Origin of the sequence: Microbacterium sp. CFBP 13617, from assembly GCF_014839445.1 — a bacterium.
GTDB lineage: Bacteria > Actinomycetota > Actinomycetes > Actinomycetales > Microbacteriaceae > Microbacterium.
The window spans coordinates 446621-461915 of sequence record NZ_JACYNW010000001.1 but is presented as its reverse complement, the minus strand read 5'-3'; the positions used below and the strand labels follow the sequence as shown (position 1 = coordinate 461915).

Below are 15295 nucleotides of genomic sequence, written 5' to 3'. Positions count from 1 at the left end.
CACCCGCCGGGGACACCCGCGCGCTCGTGCGTGGGCTCTCAGCGGCGTCTGCAGCCCCTCAGAGCGTCCAAGAACGCTAGCGCGAGACGGTGGCCAAGAAGACGCGCGTGGGCTCGTCCAGCACACCCTCGCCCACGACCTCGACCGAGACGTCTGTGAGGCCGAGCTTCCGAACCTGCTTCGCTGCCGATTCGATCTCTGCGCCCACGCTGGCTCCCTTGAGGAACACCAGCCTCCCACCAGGGCGGACCAGGGGAGCGGTGAAGGGCAGGAGGGTGCGAAGCGCACTGACGGCTCGGGCGGTCACCACGTCGAAGATGCGCCCGCGGGCCCACTCTTCGGCACGCATGCGTTCGACCGTCACGTTGTCGAGCTCCAGCTCGGCAACCTGCTCGGTCAGCCACGCCGTACGGCGCTCCATCGGTTCGATGAGCGTCCACTCGACGTCGGGCCGAGCGATGGCGAGCACGAGACCGGGAAGGCCGGCGCCCGAACCCACATCCACCGATCGCCCGGAGAAGTACGGCACCGTGATCGCACTGTTCAGAACGTGTCGCGTCCACAGCCGCGGAACTTCCTGGGGGCCGATGAGACCCCTCTCTTCGCCATGCTCGGCGAGAGCGGCGACGAACTGCCGCGCACGGTCGATGCGGTCGCCGAACAGCGCGACCGCTGCCGCCGGCTCAGGCTCGAGCTGTTCCGGCATCCTGATCAGCCGCGTCGCAGCACGGTGTGGCGGTCAGCGCCCTCACCGAACGACTCAGAGGTGTAACCGCGGTCCGCGGCGATGTCGTGCACCAGTTTGCGCTCGTAGCTCGACATGGCCGGCAGGGACGCCTGTGTCGCACCCTCGTTGATCCGCTCGATCGCCAGGTCGACGAGGGCTTCGAGCTGGCGCTGACGCGCATCACGCGACCCGCCGATGTCGAGGATGAGCCGAGAGAATCGCCCCGTCGAGTTCTGCACGGCCAGGCGCGTCAACTCCTGCAGGGCCTGAACGGTGTCGGGGTGCGAGAGCGTCGAGAGGGCCTCCGCGTCATCGGCCTCGACCGACACGTAGGCACGCCCCCCACGTACATCGAGGGCGAGGTCGCCCTCGATATCGGCGATGTCGAGGAGTCCCTCGAGGTAGTCGGCAGCGATGTCGCCTTCTTGCTCGAGCTGCTCCTCGGTGGCGGCGGTCTGTTCGGGTGCGATCTGATCGGACGTCGTCATCGTGATCTTTCGGGTCGTCAGGGCGCGGGGGACGAGCCGGGCGTGCCGGCCGATCCGCTCGCCGTACCGGTGTTCTTCGTGGTCTGCTGCTTCTTGGCGCGCTGCTTGCCCACGGGCTGCTGCCGCTTGGGCTGCGCTGCACGCACACGCTCGGCCTCTTCGAGAAGACGCTGCTGTTCGGCCTGGTACTTCTCGATCGGAACGACCTTTCCGGTCGCATCGATGGCCTTCCCCTTGCGCGCGAGACGCTCCTCACGAGCCTTGGCCGCGTCGGATCCGGGTGTGGGCATCTCGCGGATGACCACGAACTGCTGGACCATCGTCCACAGGTTGCTGACGAACCAGTAGATGACGACACCGAGCGGGAAGAAGACACCCGAGAAGATGAAAGCCAGCGGCAGGATGTACAGCATGATCTTCTGCATCTGGTACGCCTGACCGGTCTTGGCCTCGGGCGACAGGTTCTTCGAGATGATCTGCAGCTGCGTGAAGAACTGCGACCCGATCATGAGCACCACGAGCGTCAGCAGGATGGCGACGGTGACCTGGCCGTCGGCCTGACCCCATGCGGTGACGAGGTTGACGTGCATGGATGCCACGTCGAACAGGCGCGCGTCGTAGAACTCGGTCGTCAGCTCGGGGGTGAGCAGTCCGACACCGCCGACGCCGCTCGCGGCGTGCTTGGAGACGTCGTTCAGAACGCTGAAGAGCGCGAAGAAGATCGGCATCTGCACCAGGAGCGGCAGGCAGCTCGACACCGGCGTCGTGCCGTGCTTCTTGTACAGCGCCATGGTCTCGCGGCTCATGGCCTCGCGAGAGAGCTGGTCCTTCTTACCGCGGTACTTCTCCTGCACCTTGCGCAGCTCGGGAGCGATCTCCATCATCTTGCGCTGGCTCTTGATCTGCTTGACGAAGAGCGGGATGAGGGCCGCGCGCACGATGAGCACGAGTCCGACGATCGACAGCACCCAGGTGATGCCGGCGGCGGGAGCCATGCCGAACGCCGTGAACAGGGAATGCCAACCGACGAGTACGAGCTCGACAGCCCACTTGAGGGGCCAGAGAAGGGTCCCAATGAGATCGAATTGCACGATCAGTCCTTTCGGGAAGGCACGACGAAACCGTGCGGAGTGAGTTCGTGGCGGAAGGCGCGGTGCGGACGGACATCGTCGATGCCCCCCTGAGCCCAGGGATGACAGCGTGCGAGACGGGCCGCGGTGAACGCGACGCCCTTGACGAGTCCGTGTTGTTGCACCGCTCCCACCGAATAGGCGGAGCATGACGGGTAGTACTTGCACACGTCGCCGTAGACGTGCGAGATCGTCGCTCGATACGCGTGCAGCAGGGCGAGCCCTGCATTCCGGGGGAGGAGGGGGAGGGATGCCAGGACGGCGTCCGGTGCCAGGCGACCGGCCCCGGTGGCCGATGTCGGCAGTGTCGACGCACTCATGCGACGGCCTTGCGTTGCAGACACCGCACCACATCGGCGCGAAGTGTCGCGTAATCCACGGTCGCCGCGGACGGCAGAGCGCGGATGACGATAGAGGCGCCCCCGTTGATGGACGGGAGCGCCTCGGCGCACACCGCTTTGAGGCGGCGGCGAATGGTGTTGCGGGTGACGGCGGAGCCGACCTGTCGGCTCACGATGAAGCCGAAGCGAGGCGAACCACTCTCAGCCGACGATCCGACGTAGGTCACGGTGTGCGCTCCGGCACAACGAGAACCCCGTCGGACTGTGGTTTTGTAGTCCGATCCGCGGGTGAGTCGGTTCGGCTTCGCCAGCACCTGGTAGGTCAGGCCGAAAGCTCGGTGCGGCCCTTGGCGCGACGCGCCGCGAGGATGCCGCGGCCGGCGCGGGTGCGCATGCGGGCACGGAAGCCGTGCTTCTTGGCGCGGCGGCGGTTGTTGGGCTGGAAGGTGCGCTTGCTCATGGGTCACTCCGGAGGTGATGTCGCCCGATGCTCTTCTGCCGGGGACGGGGGTCGGGACTGCCATATAGGCATAAGTCAACCGACTAAGGCTACGTCGAGCGGGGCGTTAACTCAAACTGGGAAGCCGACCGCTCATTATCCCCAGGCTCCGTCCACAAGCGTGGCAAAGACACGCGGCCGGGACTTACAGTGGATTTTGCTCCTCGAGAGCCGCGAACTAGCGTGGCCCCCGGAGTTATCCACAGGTTCGACGCGACTCGTCGATCGCCGTCGCGTCTAGATCCCGGAGGGGATATGTCTCTGCACGAAGTACCGGATGTTCCCGTCTGGTCCGCCGTGCTAGACCATCTTCTCACCGACGATCGGGTCACCCCGCAGCTGCACGGCTTCCTCAATCTGGCGGTGCCGCAGGGTGTGATGGGCGGGACCCTCTACCTCGACGTCCCCAACGACCTGACCGCGGCGCAGTTCAACAAACGCATGCGCGCGTCGATCCTCGAAGCGCTCGCTCAGGTGCAGGGGAGTGACCCGGAAGTGGGCACCTTCCGCGTCGTGGTCAATCCCGACCTCGTCGAATCCCACCGCACCTCGTCCCGTGACGATGACCGGCCGTCATCATCCGGCCCCGCCGTCTCTGTGCACGCGGCCGTCATCGAACAGACACCGGAGCCGATCGTGCCGGCGTCTCGGAACGACACCCGCCTGAACCCGAAGTACACCTTCGACAACTTCGTCATCGGGCAGTCGAACCGTTTCGCGCACGCCGCTGCCGTCGCGGTCGCCGAAGCACCGGCCAAGGCGTACAACCCGCTGTTCATCTACGGCGACTCCGGCCTCGGCAAGACGCACCTCCTCCATGCCATCGGCGACTACGCGGCCAGCATGTACGCGGGCATCCGCGTGCGGTACGTCTCGAGTGAGGAGTTCACGAACGACTTCATCAACTCGATCGCGAACAACCGCGGCTCGGCGTTCCAGGCGCGGTACCGCGAAGTCGACATCCTGCTGATCGACGACATCCAGTTCCTCCAGGGTCGTGCCGAGACGCAGGAAGCCTTCTTCCACACCTTCAACACGCTCCACGACCACGACAAGCAGGTCGTGATCACCAGCGACCTGCCGCCGAAGCAGTTGACCGGATTCGAAGACCGCATGCGCAGTCGCTTCGAGTGGGGACTCATCACCGATGTGCAGGCCCCCGACCTGGAAACGCGCATCGCGATTCTGCGGAAAAAGGCGCAGAGCGAGCGACTGCTGATTCCCGACGACGTGTTGGAGTACATCGCCACCGTCGTCTCGTCGAACATCCGTGAGCTCGAAGGGGCGCTGATCCGCGTCTCGGCCTTCGCCAGCTTGAACAGGTCGACGCTCGACATGTCGCTGGCCCAGACCGTGCTTCGCGACATCATCGATCAAGACGATGCCAACGTCATCTCGCCGACCGACATCATCACGGCGACGGCGCAGTACTTCAAGCTGTCGGTCGACGATCTCTACGGCTCGAGCCGTTCGCAGGCCGTCGCCACGGCTCGACAGATCGCGATGTACCTGTGCCGCGAGCGCACGAGCCTGTCACTGCCGAAGATCGGGCAGCTCTTCGGAAACCGCGATCACACCACCGTCATGTACGCCTACAAGAAGATCAGCGACCTCATGAAGGAGCGCCGCTCTATCTTCAACCAGGTGTCGGAGATCACCAGCCAGCTCGGCCGTATGCGCTGAGCGCTCCTCTCCCGTCAGGGCTCGTCCACCATCGTGGGCGAGCCCTTCGCGCGTTTTCGGGCCGGAAAACCGCGCACACGCCTCCGTACGAGTGGTTCGCGACACAGTTCTACACAGTGTGGAAAACCTGTGGATAACTCTGATTTGCTGCGGATGACTTGTGTACGAACGGGGCTTGCCTGTGGAGGAGGGCTCGACCGCACTCCCTCCCGTCGCTGTTAACTGCCCAGGCTGTCCGCAGCGCGTCCACAGTTAACAACGGTGTAGTTCCCAGCTGTTAACACGCATGTCGGAAGTTATCCACAGTCTCCACAGTGGTTAACAAGATGAAGATCCTTTTCCCTTTGTTAAGAGAGATTCGATGACCTTGCCGTGCCAGGCCCGTCGTCGGCTCGCCGGAAGCGTGGGGCTAGCATGGGTAAGCCGTACCCGCCATCAAGGGAGCATCCGTGAAGTTCCACGTCAATCGTGATGTGTTCAGCGAAGCCGTCTCGTTCGTGGTCAAGCTCCTGCCCCAGCGAAACCCGCAGCCGATCCTGGCCGGTGTGCTCATCGAGGCCGGGGACCAGGGTCTGACCCTCGCCGCCTTCGACTACGAAGCCTCCGCGCGCACCACCATCGAAGCCACCGTCGACGAGCCGGGCACGATCCTGGTGCACGGCCGGCTTCTGAACGACATCGCCAGCCGGCTCCCCAACGCTCCGATCCAGATCACCGTCGACGACGACGGCGGCATCCTGCTCACCTGCGGCTCCGCACGATTCACTCTCGCCTCCATGCCCGTGCAGGAGTACCCGGCGATTCCCGAAGTGAGCGGAGAATCGGGCCTCGTCCCGGCCGACGAGTTCGCCACGGCCATCGCACAGGTCGCCTTCGCCGCCTCGCGCGACGACGTGACCCCGGTGCTCACGGGCGTACAGCTCGAGGTCACGGGCACCCGCCTGAGCCTCGTCGCCACCGACCGCTACCGCGTGGCCCTGCGCGAGATCCCCTGGGACGGCGGTTCGGCGGCCTCCGACGAACCCACGTCGGCCCTGGTGCCGGCCCGCACGCTGCAGGAGGTCGGAAAGACCTTCGCGCACGCCGGCGACATCTCGATCGCCTTCTCGGGCTCGGGAGATCGCGAGATCATCGCGTTCTCGTCCGGCAACAAGACGGTGACCTCGCTGCTCATCAAGGGCAACTTCCCCCCCGTGCGCCGCTTGTTCCCCGCGCAGACCGAGCACCACAGCGTGGTCAACACCGCCGAGCTCGCCGAGGCGGTGCGCCGCGTGGCGCTCGTCCTCGACCGCTCCGCTCCGCTGCGCTTCACCTTCGGTCCCGAGGGCGTCTCGATGGATGCCTCCGGCACCGAGCAGGCGCGCGCGACCGAGTCGGTCGACGCCACCCTCGTCGGCGACGAGGTCACCCTGGGTCTCAACCCCCAGTACCTGCTCGAGTCGCTCGGCGCCGTTCGCAGCGAGTTCACGCGCATCACGTTCACCTCGAGCGACAACGCGAACAAGCTCAGCCCCGTGCTGGTCACCCCGCAGACCTCGGTCGACAAGGGTGGCGAGGGTTCGTTCAAGTACCTTCTCCAGCCGAACCTGCTGCTGCGCTGAGATCGGGCTCCGGTCGTCGTGTCGGAGGCGACGGGTAGTCTGACTCGGTGATCGTGGAGCAGCTGGGACTGAAGGACTTCCGCAATTACGCGGTCGCCGATGTCTCGCTCTCCGCGGGCGCGAACGTCTTCATCGGTCGCAACGGGCAGGGCAAGACGAACCTCGTCGAGGCGGTCGCCTACCTCGCCATGCTCGGCTCGCACCGCGTGTCTCACGACGCACCGATGGTGCGCGACGGAACGGATGCTGCGATCGTGCGCGCTCGTCTGGCACACGGTGAGCGCACGGTGCTCCTCGAGCTTCAGCTCAACCGCCAGGGTGCGAACAAGGCTCGGGTCAACGGCGTCAACGTCCGCACCTCGGAGTTGCCCCGGTACGCGCAGGTGGTGCTGTTCGCCCCCGAAGATCTGCAGATCGTGCGCGGTGACCCGTCCGCCCGGCGTCGGTTCGCCGACCAGCTCATCGTGCAACGGACTCCTCGCATGGCCGCGGTGTTGGGCGACTACGACCGCGTCCTGCGGCAGCGCAGCGCCCTGCTGAAATCGGCGCGCGCCCGCGGGGTGCGCGGCGACGCCCTCAGCACCCTCGACGTATGGGACGACAAGCTCGTCACCCTGGGCACCGAGGTGATCGAAGCGCGCATCGCGCTGGCATCCGCCCTCTCCCAGCCCGTGGCGCACGCCTACGAGGCCATCGCGGGCGACGACCACCGACCGCGGCTCACGTGGGCGCTGTCGGTGGGCGGGGGTGACCCCGAAGAAGACGACGCCGTCGAGACCGCGGGCTCGGCCCTTCCTCTGGCAGAGCAGTTCCGAGCCTCGCTGGCCGCACGCCGTTCGGCCGAACTCGAGCGCGGACTCACCCTGGTCGGCCCGCACCGCGACGACCTCGTACTCGAGGTGCGCGGCCTCCCGGTGAAGGGCTACGCCTCGCACGGCGAATCCTGGTCGATCGCGTTGGCGCTCCGACTCGCCTCGGCCGAGCTCCTGCGTGCCGAGTCACGGCTCGGAGACCCCGTGTTGATCCTCGACGACGTCTTCGCCGAGCTCGACGCCGGCCGCCGCGCCCGCCTGGCCAAGTTCGCGGCGGGCTACGAACAGGTCATCGTGACGTCGGCCGTCGAAGAAGACGTCCCGCCCGAGCTGCGCGCCCACGTCGTGCGGGTCGAAGCCGGTCAGATCCGTGAGCCCGGCGATGAGTGACGAGGGCGAGCTGCCCGAGACGGTGGCGACCTACCTGCGGCTGCGCGGACTCGAGCCCTCGCCCTATCGCAAGAAGAAGCGTCGGCGCCGGGTGGACGACGGCGAGAACGCACCGTTCACGCCGGGCCGTGATCCCCGGGGACTCGGCGATGTGCTGTCGGGCCTCACTCGATCGGCGGGCTGGGAGCCCCAGCTGTCGCGAGAGGACCTCGTGCGCAAGTGGGACGAGGTCGCCGGTGCCGAGACGGCGGCGCATACCCGCCCGGTGGCTCTGGATGCCGGCACGCTCACGGTCCAGGCCGATTCGACGGCGTGGGCGAAGCAGCTCCAGTTGATGCGGGCGCACATCCTCTCGGAGATCATCCGACGCTTCCCCGACGCGGGGGTCGAAGCCATCCGGTTCGTAGGGCCGGACGTCCCCTCATGGAAATGGGGCCCCAGAGCCGTTCCAGGCCGCGGTCCGCGCGATACCTACGGCTAGGCCATGGTCGATCCCGCCTCGGTCCGATTTATCGCCGTGTAGGGGCGTACACGCCATTTTCGCGAGCCCCACGCGGTAGGATGGAGCTTCCGACGAACCGATCTGGAGCGCACGTACCCATGACGTCCGAAAACCCCGACAGCGTTTCCGAGGAACCTCCCGTCGCATCGACCAAGGTTCCCAACGAGTACGGGGCAGACGCCATCCAGGTGCTCGAGGGTCTCGAGGCCGTCCGTAAGCGCCCCGGCATGTACATCGGCTCCACCGGTGAGCGGGGTCTGCACCACCTCGTGCAAGAGATCGTCGACAACTCCGTCGACGAGGCCCTGGCCGGCTACTGCGACACGATCGACGTCACGATCATGAGCGACGGAGCCGTCCGCGTGATCGACAACGGTCGCGGCATCCCGGTCGACATGCACCGCACCGAGGGCAAGTCGACGGTCGAGGTCGTGCTCACCGTGCTGCACGCCGGTGGAAAGTTCGGTGGCGGTGGCTACGCCGTCTCGGGCGGCCTGCACGGCGTGGGCTCGTCGGTCGTGAACGCGCTGTCGACGCGCCTCGAGGTCGAGGTGCAGCGTCAGGGACACGTGTGGCGTCAGTCGTTCCGCGACGGCGGTACTCCCCTCGCCCCTCTCGCGAAGGGCGAAGAGAGCGACAAGACCGGGACGACCATCACGTTCTGGCCCGATGCGACCATCTTCGACACCGTCGACTTCGACTACGACACCCTGCGGACGCGGTTCCAGCAGATGGCGTTCCTGAACAAGGGCCTGCGCATCAGCCTGCGCGACGAGCGGCCCGACGCGGTCGTGACCGAGGGCGACCCCGGAGCAGAGGTCACCCAGGGCCGCCACGACTCGTTCCTGTACGAGCGCGGCCTGGTCGACTACGTCGAGCACCTCAATCGCGTGCGCAAGGCCGACGTCGTCAACGACGTGATCATCGAGGTCGAGTCCGAAGACACCGACCGCCACATCGCACTCGAGCTCGCGATGCAGTGGACGACGGCGTACACCGAGAACGTCTTCACCTACGCGAACACCATCAACACGCACGAGGGCGGAACGCACGAGGAGGGTTTCCGCGCGGCGCTGACCACTCTCGTGAACCGCTACGCGCGGGCGAACAACCTGCTGAAGGAAAAAGACGACAACCTGACGGGCGACGACATCCGCGAGGGTCTCACCGCCGTGATCTCGGTGAAGCTGTCGGAGCCGCAGTTCGAGGGTCAGACCAAGACCAAGCTCGGCAACACCGAGGCCAAGGCATTCGTTCAGAAGGTCGTCGGCGACAAGCTCGGCGACTGGTTCGACCGCAACCCCACCCAGGCCAAGAACATCATCCGCAAGGCGTTCGACGCGGCCACCGCCCGCCTCGCCGCGCGAAAGGCGCGCGAGACCGCGCGTCGCAAGAGCGTGTTCGAGTCGGCGGCGATGCCCGACAAGCTCAAGGACTGCACGTCGAAGGATCCGTCGATCAGCGAGATCTTCCTCGTCGAGGGCGACTCGGCCGGTGGGTCGGCCGTTCAGGGTCGCGACCCCCACACGCAGGCGATCCTGGCGCTGCGCGGCAAGATCCTCAACGTCGAGCGCGCCCGCCTGGACCGCGCGCTGGGCAACAAAGAAGTGCAGGCGATGATCCAGGCCTTCGGCACGGGCATCGGCGAAGACTTCGACATGACCAAGGCGCGGTACCACAAGATCGTGCTCATGGCCGATGCCGACGTCGACGGTCAGCACATCACGACGCTGCTGCTGACGCTGCTCTTCCGCTACATGCGTGGGCTCATCGAGGCCGGCTACGTCTACCTCGCGCAGCCGCCGCTGTACCGCCTGAAGTGGTCGAACCACGCGCACGAGTACGCGTACAGCGACCGTGAGCGCGACGCGATGCTGATCGACGGTCAGGCCTCCGGTCGCCGCATCCCCAAGGACAACGGCATCCAGCGGTACAAGGGTCTCGGTGAGATGAACGATCACGAGCTGTGGGAGACCACGATGGACCCGCAGACGCGCACGCTGAAGCAGGTCACGATCGACGACGCGGCCGCGGCCGACGAGATCTTCTCGGTCCTCATGGGCGAAGACGTCGAATCGCGCCGCAGCTTCATCCAGCGCAACGCCAAAGACGTCCGCTTCCTCGACATCTGATCTCGTCCGGCACGACGACGATCGACGACGACGCACTACGAAACTGAGAAGACATGGCTGACGACTCCACTCCCGAGCCCGACGACGTCCGCGCCGAGCCCGCCCACGACCACGGCAGGATCGACCAGGTCGACCTGCAGCTCGAGATGCAGCGGAGCTATCTCGACTATGCGATGAGCGTCATCGTCGGCCGTGCGCTGCCCGATGTGCGTGACGGCCTCAAGCCGGTGCACCGCCGTGTGATCTACGGCATGTACGACGGGGGATTCCGCCCCGACAAGTCGTTCTCGAAGTGCGCCCGCGTGGTGGGCGAGGTCATGGGGCACTACCACCCCCACGGCGACGCCCCCATCTACGACGCCCTCGTGCGTCTGGTGCAGCCGTGGTCGCTGCGATACCCGCTCGCACTCGGACAGGGCAACTTCGGTTCGCCCGGAAACCAGGGAGCGGCCGCGCCCCGGTACACCGAGACGAAGATGTCACCGCTCGCGCTCGAGATGGTGCGCGACATCGAAGAGGAGACCGTCGACTTCCAGGACAACTACGACGGCCAGACGCAGGAGCCGACGGTCCTGCCGGCGCGGTTCCCGAACCTGCTCGTGAACGGCTCGGTCGGCATCGCGGTCGGCATGGCGACGAACATCCCGCCGCACAACCTGCGTGAGGTCTCGGCCGGCGCGCTGTGGGCTCTCGAGAACCCGGATGCCACCCGCGAGGAGCTGCTCGAAGCGCTCATGGAGCGCATCCCGGGCCCCGACTTCCCGACCCGCGCGCAGATCCTCGGTACTCGCGGAATCAAAGAGGCCTACCGCACCGGTCGCGGCTCGATCACGATGCGCGCCGTGGTCAACATCGAAGAGATCCAGGGCCGCACGTGCCTGGTGATCACCGAGCTGCCGTACCAGGTCAACCCCGACAACGTCGCGGTCAAGATCGGCGACCTCGCTCGCGAGGGCAAGATCACCGGCGTGGCCGACATCCGCGACGAGAGCTCGGGCCGTACCGGTCAGCGCCTGGTCGTCGTGCTCAAGCGCGACGCCGTCGCGAAGGTCGTGCTGAACAACCTCTACAAGCACACCCAGCTGCAAGAGAACTTCGGCGCGAACATGCTGGCGATCGTCGACGGCGTGCCGCGCACGCTCGCGCTCGACGGCTTCATCAGCCTGTGGATCGACCACCAGGTCGAGGTCATCGTGCGCCGCACGCAGTACCGCCTGCGCAAGGCCGAAGAGCGCATGCACATCCTGCGCGGCTACCTCAAAGCACTCGACGCCCTCGACGACGTCATCGCGCTCATCCGTCGCTCTCCGACGGCACAGGATGCCAACGAGGGCCTGCAGAAGCTCCTCGACATCGACGATGTGCAGGCGCAGGCGATCCTCGACATGCAGCTCCGCCGCCTCGCGGCGCTCGAGCGGCAGAAGATCGTCGACGAAGCGACTGAGCTCGAAGCCCGCATCGCCGACTACAATGACATCCTCGCCACGCCCGCGCGTCAGCGCACGATCATCCGCGACGAGCTCACCGCCATCACGGACCGCTTCGGCGATGACCGCCGCACCGAGATCCTGCACGGGTTCGACGGTGACGTGTCGATCGAAGACCTCATCGCCGAGGAGGAGATGGTCGTCACCGTCACGCGCGACGGTTACATCAAGCGCACGCGCAGCGACAACTACCGCTCGCAGCACCGCGGCGGCAAGGGCGTGAAGGGCGCGCAGCTGCGCGCCGACGACGTCGTCGAGCACTTCTTCGTCACGACGACGCACCACTGGCTGCTGTTCTTCACGAACAAGGGCCGTGTGTACCGCTCCAAGGCGTACGAGGTGCCTGAGGCCGGTCGCGATGCGAAGGGCCAGCACGTCGCGAACCTGCTCGCGCTTCAGCCCGACGAAGAGATCGCCCAGATCCTCGACATCCGCGACTACTCGGTGTCGACCTATCTCGTCCTGGCCACACGCGGCGGTCTGGTCAAGAAGACCCGGCTTGCAGAGTACGACACCAACCGTCAGGGCGGTGTGATCGCCATCAAGCTGCGCGGTCAGGTCGCTGAAGACGGTGACGAGGCCGAGCAGGGCGCCGCCGACGAACTCGTGAGCGCGATGCTGGTCGATGAGGGAGACGACATCCTGCTCATCAGCCGCCTCGGCATGTCGCTGCGGTTCGCGGCCACCGACGACACCCTGCGCCCGATGGGTCGTTCGACCTCGGGTGTGAAGGGCATGGAGTTCCGCGAGGGCGACAGCCTGCTCTCGGCATCCGTCGCGCAGGACGACGAATTCGTCTTCGTCGTCACCGAGGGCGGCTACGCCAAGCGCACCGCCGTGACCGAATACCGCATGCAGAACCGCGGTGGTCTGGGCATCAAGGTCGCGCGTCTGACCGAGGATCGCGGCATCCTCGCGGGCGGAATGATGGTGTCCGAGGGCGACGAGGTCCTTGTGGTTCTTGCCAGTGGCAAGGTGGTACGCTCTGCCGTGGCTGAGGTGCCCGCCAAGGGACGCGACACGATGGGTGTCGTTTTCGCCCGCGCCGGAGGCGATGACCGCATCATCGCCATCGCGCGCAACGCCGAGCGCAACCTTGCCGAGACGACGGAGACAACCACGGAGCCCGCCGCATCCCCTGCGGACGAGGCCGATGCCTCCGCTCCCGAGACCCCCGAGGAAAGTACTGACGCATGAGCACGGTAGCCGACAAACTCGCCAAGAAGTCGACTCACAAGACCCCTGCCAAGCAGGTACGTCTGCGCCTGGTGTACATCGACTTCTGGTCGGCCGTGAAGCTGTCGTTCCTGGCAGCGGTGGCCCTGGCCATCGTCACGGTCGTGTCGTACTTCTTGATCTACCTCGTGGTGTCGGCGACCGGCCTCATCACGAAGCTCGATGAGTTCTTCACGAGCTTCACAGACGGCGGGGCGACGCTCTCGCAGTACGTCGGACTGCCGCAGGTCATGGCTTTCGCGGCCATCGTGGCGATCCTCAACCTCGTCGTGGTCACCGTTCTGGGCGCCGTCATGGCGGGGATCTACAACCTCGCCGTCAAGGTCACGGGCGGTCTGCTCGTCGGCTTCACGTCGAACTGACGTCGATTCGGAAAAACCTCGGTGATCCGGTAAAGTCTTCGAGGTTGACGTGATCACGTCACCGAGACGGGGCTATAGCTCAGGCGGTTAGAGCGCTTCACTGATAATGAAGAGGTCCCAGGTTCAAGTCCTGGTAGCCCCACCCTTCTCCCTCACGGGGCCTTAGCTCAGCTGGTAGAGCGCCTGCTTTGCAAGCAGGATGTCAGGAGTTCGAATCTCCTAGGCTCCACAACGGTGCAAGAGCCGGTCCACCAGGACCGGCTCTTCTCGTTTCCGGCCGCGGCGCTCGCGCCGGGACGTGCCGCCGCCTCGGCTTCGCTAGAGTTCGGTCATGGACATGCGGGTCGCCGCGTACGCCGTCATCACCGACGGCGAAGACCGCGTGCTGCTCGCCCACTGGGTGCACGGGCGACGCGCGGCGTGGACGCTGCCGGGCGGCGGTCTGGAAGACGGTGAGGACCCCGTGAGCGCCGTGCGTCGCGAGGTACGCGAGGAGACCGGGTACCGGGTCGGCATCGACGAGCTTCTCGGCATCCATTCGCGGGTCATCCCTGCCGAGTCGCGCGCTGCCGAGGGCAAGACCGGACCCCTCCACGCCCTGCGGATCGTCTACCGCGCGCACGTCGTGGGCGGGCGCCTGCGCAACGAGGTCGACGGCTCCACCGACCGGGCGGAGTGGTTCACCCTGCCGACCGCGCGGAAGCTGCGGCGCGTGCAGCTGGTCGACGTGGCGTTCCGGATGGCGGGCCTCGCTCGGCCGTGAGCCCGGTCAGGCGCGTTCGGCGCTGATGTCGGCGACCACGGCGCCGTACGACGAGATGAGATCGTCGGCGTCGACGAACAGGCTGTAGCCATGGGCTCCGGCGCCCATGGCGATGCGCTCGCCGACGATGCGTTCGTCGGCGTAGATGGGCCAGTCGGTGGTGCTGCCGACCGGAACGATGGTCCCACGCTCGTATCCGGTGGCCGCGAGCGCCAACTCCGGCTCGGGGAGGCGGAGTTTGTTGACGCCCACGACCGCGCGGAGCTTCGGCCACGAGATCGCCCGATCGCCGGGGATCAGCGCGAACAGGTAGGTGTCGTCGGATCGCTTGACGACGAGCGTCTTCACGATCGAGGCGGCCGGGATGCCGAGAAGCGCGGCCGCCTCGTCGAGGCTCGAGGCCGCGGGGCGTTCGCGTATGACGACAGAGAGGCCGCGCTCACGCGCGGCCTCTCTGTCTCTGATGGTGGGGTCGCTCACGCGTCCGGTGCACGCAGCGGGTCGTCGGCAACCCACAGCTCGTCGTCGGCGCGCAGCGTCTGCCAGGCGGCGTAAGCCACGCCGGCCGCGGCGACGACACCGAGGATGATGGCGATGACACCGCCGGCACCGATTCCGTCGTGCTGCGACGGCAACTTCTTGGCGAGACGCTTCGAGGCCTGCTTGCCGTACTTCTCGGCACGCTTGGCGTACTTGTGAGTGTCGAGCTCGAAGCCACGGCCCTTCGCGAGGCGGTCGCGGGTGTCGCCCGCGGCGTCCCACACGGACATGGCTCCGCCGACCACGGCACCGGCGGCCGGGACGACCTTGGTGCTGAGGAAACGGTTGCTGTACTTCACGCTCTTGTCGACGTACGGGGCGGCGTACTTGCTGTACCCGTCCTGCACGGCGGGGACGAGGTCTTCGCGGCTGAAGCGACCGAGCTGGTGGCCGGCTTCACGAGCGACCTTCCCGCTCTCGCCCAGCAGCACCTGCTGCGACTCCCACACCTTGGCGGCGTGCTTCTGGAGCTTGCGCAGTTCCTTCTTGCTCTTGCGGCTGAGGCCCACGGCTCATCCTCCCTATCGATGGGATGTACGTTGCGTTCATCTTGCCAGAAGGGGCCGCCTGCGCCGCCGACCCTTGCAGATAACTCTGAGAGA

At 66.5% G+C, this 15295-nt stretch carries 16 protein-coding genes and 2 tRNA genes; 10 read left to right on the top strand and 8 right to left on the bottom strand.

Annotated features, from left to right (window positions below):
• Positions 1-76: 76 nt before the first annotated feature.
• From rsmG to rpmH, 6 genes are read right to left on the bottom strand one after another with little or no spacing between them, the layout of a single operon-like run.
• Positions 77-706 (bottom strand): 16S rRNA (guanine(527)-N(7))-methyltransferase RsmG, encoded by a 630-nt coding sequence (gene rsmG / locus IFU40_RS01985; protein ID WP_191925191.1) that lies wholly within the window; start codon positions 704-706, stop codon positions 77-79.
• Between the two features lie 5 nt (positions 707-711).
• On the bottom strand, positions 712-1215 hold the full coding sequence (locus IFU40_RS01980; protein WP_055832334.1) for a Jag family protein: 504 nt from the start codon (positions 1213-1215) through the stop codon (positions 712-714).
• A gap of 17 nt (positions 1216-1232) precedes the next feature.
• On the bottom strand, positions 1233-2306 hold the full coding sequence (gene yidC, locus IFU40_RS01975; RefSeq protein WP_156458668.1) for a membrane protein insertase YidC: 1074 nt from the start codon (positions 2304-2306) through the stop codon (positions 1233-1235).
• Positions 2307-2308: 2 nt separating this feature from the next.
• The gene (gene yidD / locus IFU40_RS01970) at positions 2309-2665 is read right to left on the bottom strand and encodes a membrane protein insertion efficiency factor YidD (RefSeq protein WP_055832332.1); all 357 of its coding nucleotides are present in this window, start codon (positions 2663-2665) and stop codon (positions 2309-2311) included.
• Positions 2662-3000, bottom strand: a complete 339-nt coding sequence (rnpA, locus tag IFU40_RS01965) for a ribonuclease P protein component (protein WP_055935199.1) — start codon at positions 2998-3000, stop codon at positions 2662-2664. Before rnpA ends, yidD begins: the two co-directional genes overlap by 4 nt.
• A gap of 8 nt (positions 3001-3008) precedes the next feature.
• Entirely contained in the window at positions 3009-3146 is a 138-nt protein-coding gene (rpmH, locus tag IFU40_RS01960) for a 50S ribosomal protein L34 (RefSeq protein WP_013584598.1), read from the bottom strand.
• A gap of 294 nt (positions 3147-3440) precedes the next feature.
• On the opposite strand from rpmH, the gene dnaA reads away from it, so the two are divergent.
• From dnaA to IFU40_RS01910, 10 genes are all read left to right on the top strand, one after another.
• Positions 3441-4868, top strand: coding sequence for a chromosomal replication initiator protein DnaA (dnaA, locus tag IFU40_RS01955; protein ID WP_070408910.1), 1428 nt, complete (start codon positions 3441-3443; stop codon positions 4866-4868).
• A 449-nt stretch (positions 4869-5317) separates the two neighbouring features.
• On the top strand, positions 5318-6469 hold the full coding sequence (gene dnaN, locus IFU40_RS01950) for a DNA polymerase III subunit beta (RefSeq protein WP_055832327.1): 1152 nt from the start codon (positions 5318-5320) through the stop codon (positions 6467-6469).
• A gap of 47 nt (positions 6470-6516) precedes the next feature.
• Positions 6517-7671, top strand: coding sequence for a DNA replication/repair protein RecF (gene recF / locus IFU40_RS01945; RefSeq protein WP_191925190.1), 1155 nt, complete (start codon positions 6517-6519; stop codon positions 7669-7671).
• Positions 7664-8152, top strand: a complete 489-nt coding sequence (locus IFU40_RS01940) for a DUF721 domain-containing protein (RefSeq protein ID WP_055832323.1) — start codon at positions 7664-7666, stop codon at positions 8150-8152. The genes recF and IFU40_RS01940 overlap by 8 nt, the downstream gene beginning before the upstream one ends.
• A 119-nt stretch (positions 8153-8271) precedes the next feature.
• Complete coding sequence (gene gyrB, locus IFU40_RS01935) at positions 8272-10305, top strand: DNA topoisomerase (ATP-hydrolyzing) subunit B (protein ID WP_055832321.1); 2034 nt, start codon at positions 8272-8274, stop codon at positions 10303-10305.
• A gap of 53 nt (positions 10306-10358) precedes the next feature.
• On the top strand, positions 10359-12989 hold the full coding sequence (gene gyrA, locus IFU40_RS01930; RefSeq protein WP_070408908.1) for a DNA gyrase subunit A: 2631 nt from the start codon (positions 10359-10361) through the stop codon (positions 12987-12989).
• A complete protein-coding gene (locus tag IFU40_RS01925) occupies positions 12986-13390 on the top strand; it encodes a DUF3566 domain-containing protein (RefSeq protein ID WP_055832316.1) in 405 nt (134 codons plus the stop codon). Before gyrA ends, IFU40_RS01925 begins: the two co-directional genes overlap by 4 nt.
• A 68-nt stretch (positions 13391-13458) precedes the next feature.
• Positions 13459-13532: transfer RNA gene (locus IFU40_RS01920), tRNA-Ile, on the top strand.
• A 14-nt stretch (positions 13533-13546) separates the two neighbouring features.
• A tRNA-Ala gene (locus IFU40_RS01915) sits at positions 13547-13619 on the top strand.
• A 102-nt stretch (positions 13620-13721) separates the two neighbouring features.
• On the top strand, positions 13722-14153 hold the full coding sequence (locus IFU40_RS01910) for an NUDIX hydrolase (RefSeq protein ID WP_191925189.1): 432 nt from the start codon (positions 13722-13724) through the stop codon (positions 14151-14153).
• A 6-nt stretch (positions 14154-14159) separates the two neighbouring features.
• Here the strand turns inward: IFU40_RS01910 and IFU40_RS01905 are convergent, their stop codons facing one another.
• Positions 14160-14633, bottom strand: coding sequence for a YbaK/EbsC family protein (locus IFU40_RS01905; RefSeq protein WP_191925188.1), 474 nt, complete (start codon positions 14631-14633; stop codon positions 14160-14162).
• The gene (locus IFU40_RS01900; protein ID WP_055832313.1) at positions 14630-15202 is read right to left on the bottom strand and encodes a hypothetical protein; all 573 of its coding nucleotides are present in this window, start codon (positions 15200-15202) and stop codon (positions 14630-14632) included. The genes IFU40_RS01905 and IFU40_RS01900 overlap by 4 nt, the downstream gene beginning before the upstream one ends.
• Between the last annotated feature and the right edge of the window lie 93 nt (positions 15203-15295).

What these genes read in the sequence shown, in the direction of transcription:
- rsmG (WP_191925191.1), bottom strand. Translation starts at nt 706, where the DNA reads ATGCCGGAACAGCTCGAGCCTGAGCCGGCGGCAGCGGTCGCGCTGTTC.
- IFU40_RS01980 (WP_055832334.1), bottom strand. Translation starts at nt 1,215, where the DNA reads ATGACGACGTCCGATCAGATCGCACCCGAACAGACCGCCGCCACCGAG.
- yidD (WP_055832332.1), bottom strand. Translation starts at nt 2,665, where the DNA reads ATGAGTGCGTCGACACTGCCGACATCGGCCACCGGGGCCGGTCGCCTG.
- rpmH (WP_013584598.1), bottom strand. Translation starts at nt 3,146, where the DNA reads ATGAGCAAGCGCACCTTCCAGCCCAACAACCGCCGCCGCGCCAAGAAG.
- dnaA (WP_070408910.1), top strand. Translation starts at nt 3,441, where the DNA reads ATGTCTCTGCACGAAGTACCGGATGTTCCCGTCTGGTCCGCCGTGCTA.
- IFU40_RS01940 (WP_055832323.1), top strand. Translation starts at nt 7,664, where the DNA reads ATGAGTGACGAGGGCGAGCTGCCCGAGACGGTGGCGACCTACCTGCGG.
- gyrB (WP_055832321.1), top strand. Translation starts at nt 8,272, where the DNA reads ATGACGTCCGAAAACCCCGACAGCGTTTCCGAGGAACCTCCCGTCGCA.
- gyrA (WP_070408908.1), top strand. Translation starts at nt 10,359, where the DNA reads ATGGCTGACGACTCCACTCCCGAGCCCGACGACGTCCGCGCCGAGCCC.
- IFU40_RS01925 (WP_055832316.1), top strand. Translation starts at nt 12,986, where the DNA reads ATGAGCACGGTAGCCGACAAACTCGCCAAGAAGTCGACTCACAAGACC.
- IFU40_RS01910 (WP_191925189.1), top strand. Translation starts at nt 13,722, where the DNA reads ATGGACATGCGGGTCGCCGCGTACGCCGTCATCACCGACGGCGAAGAC.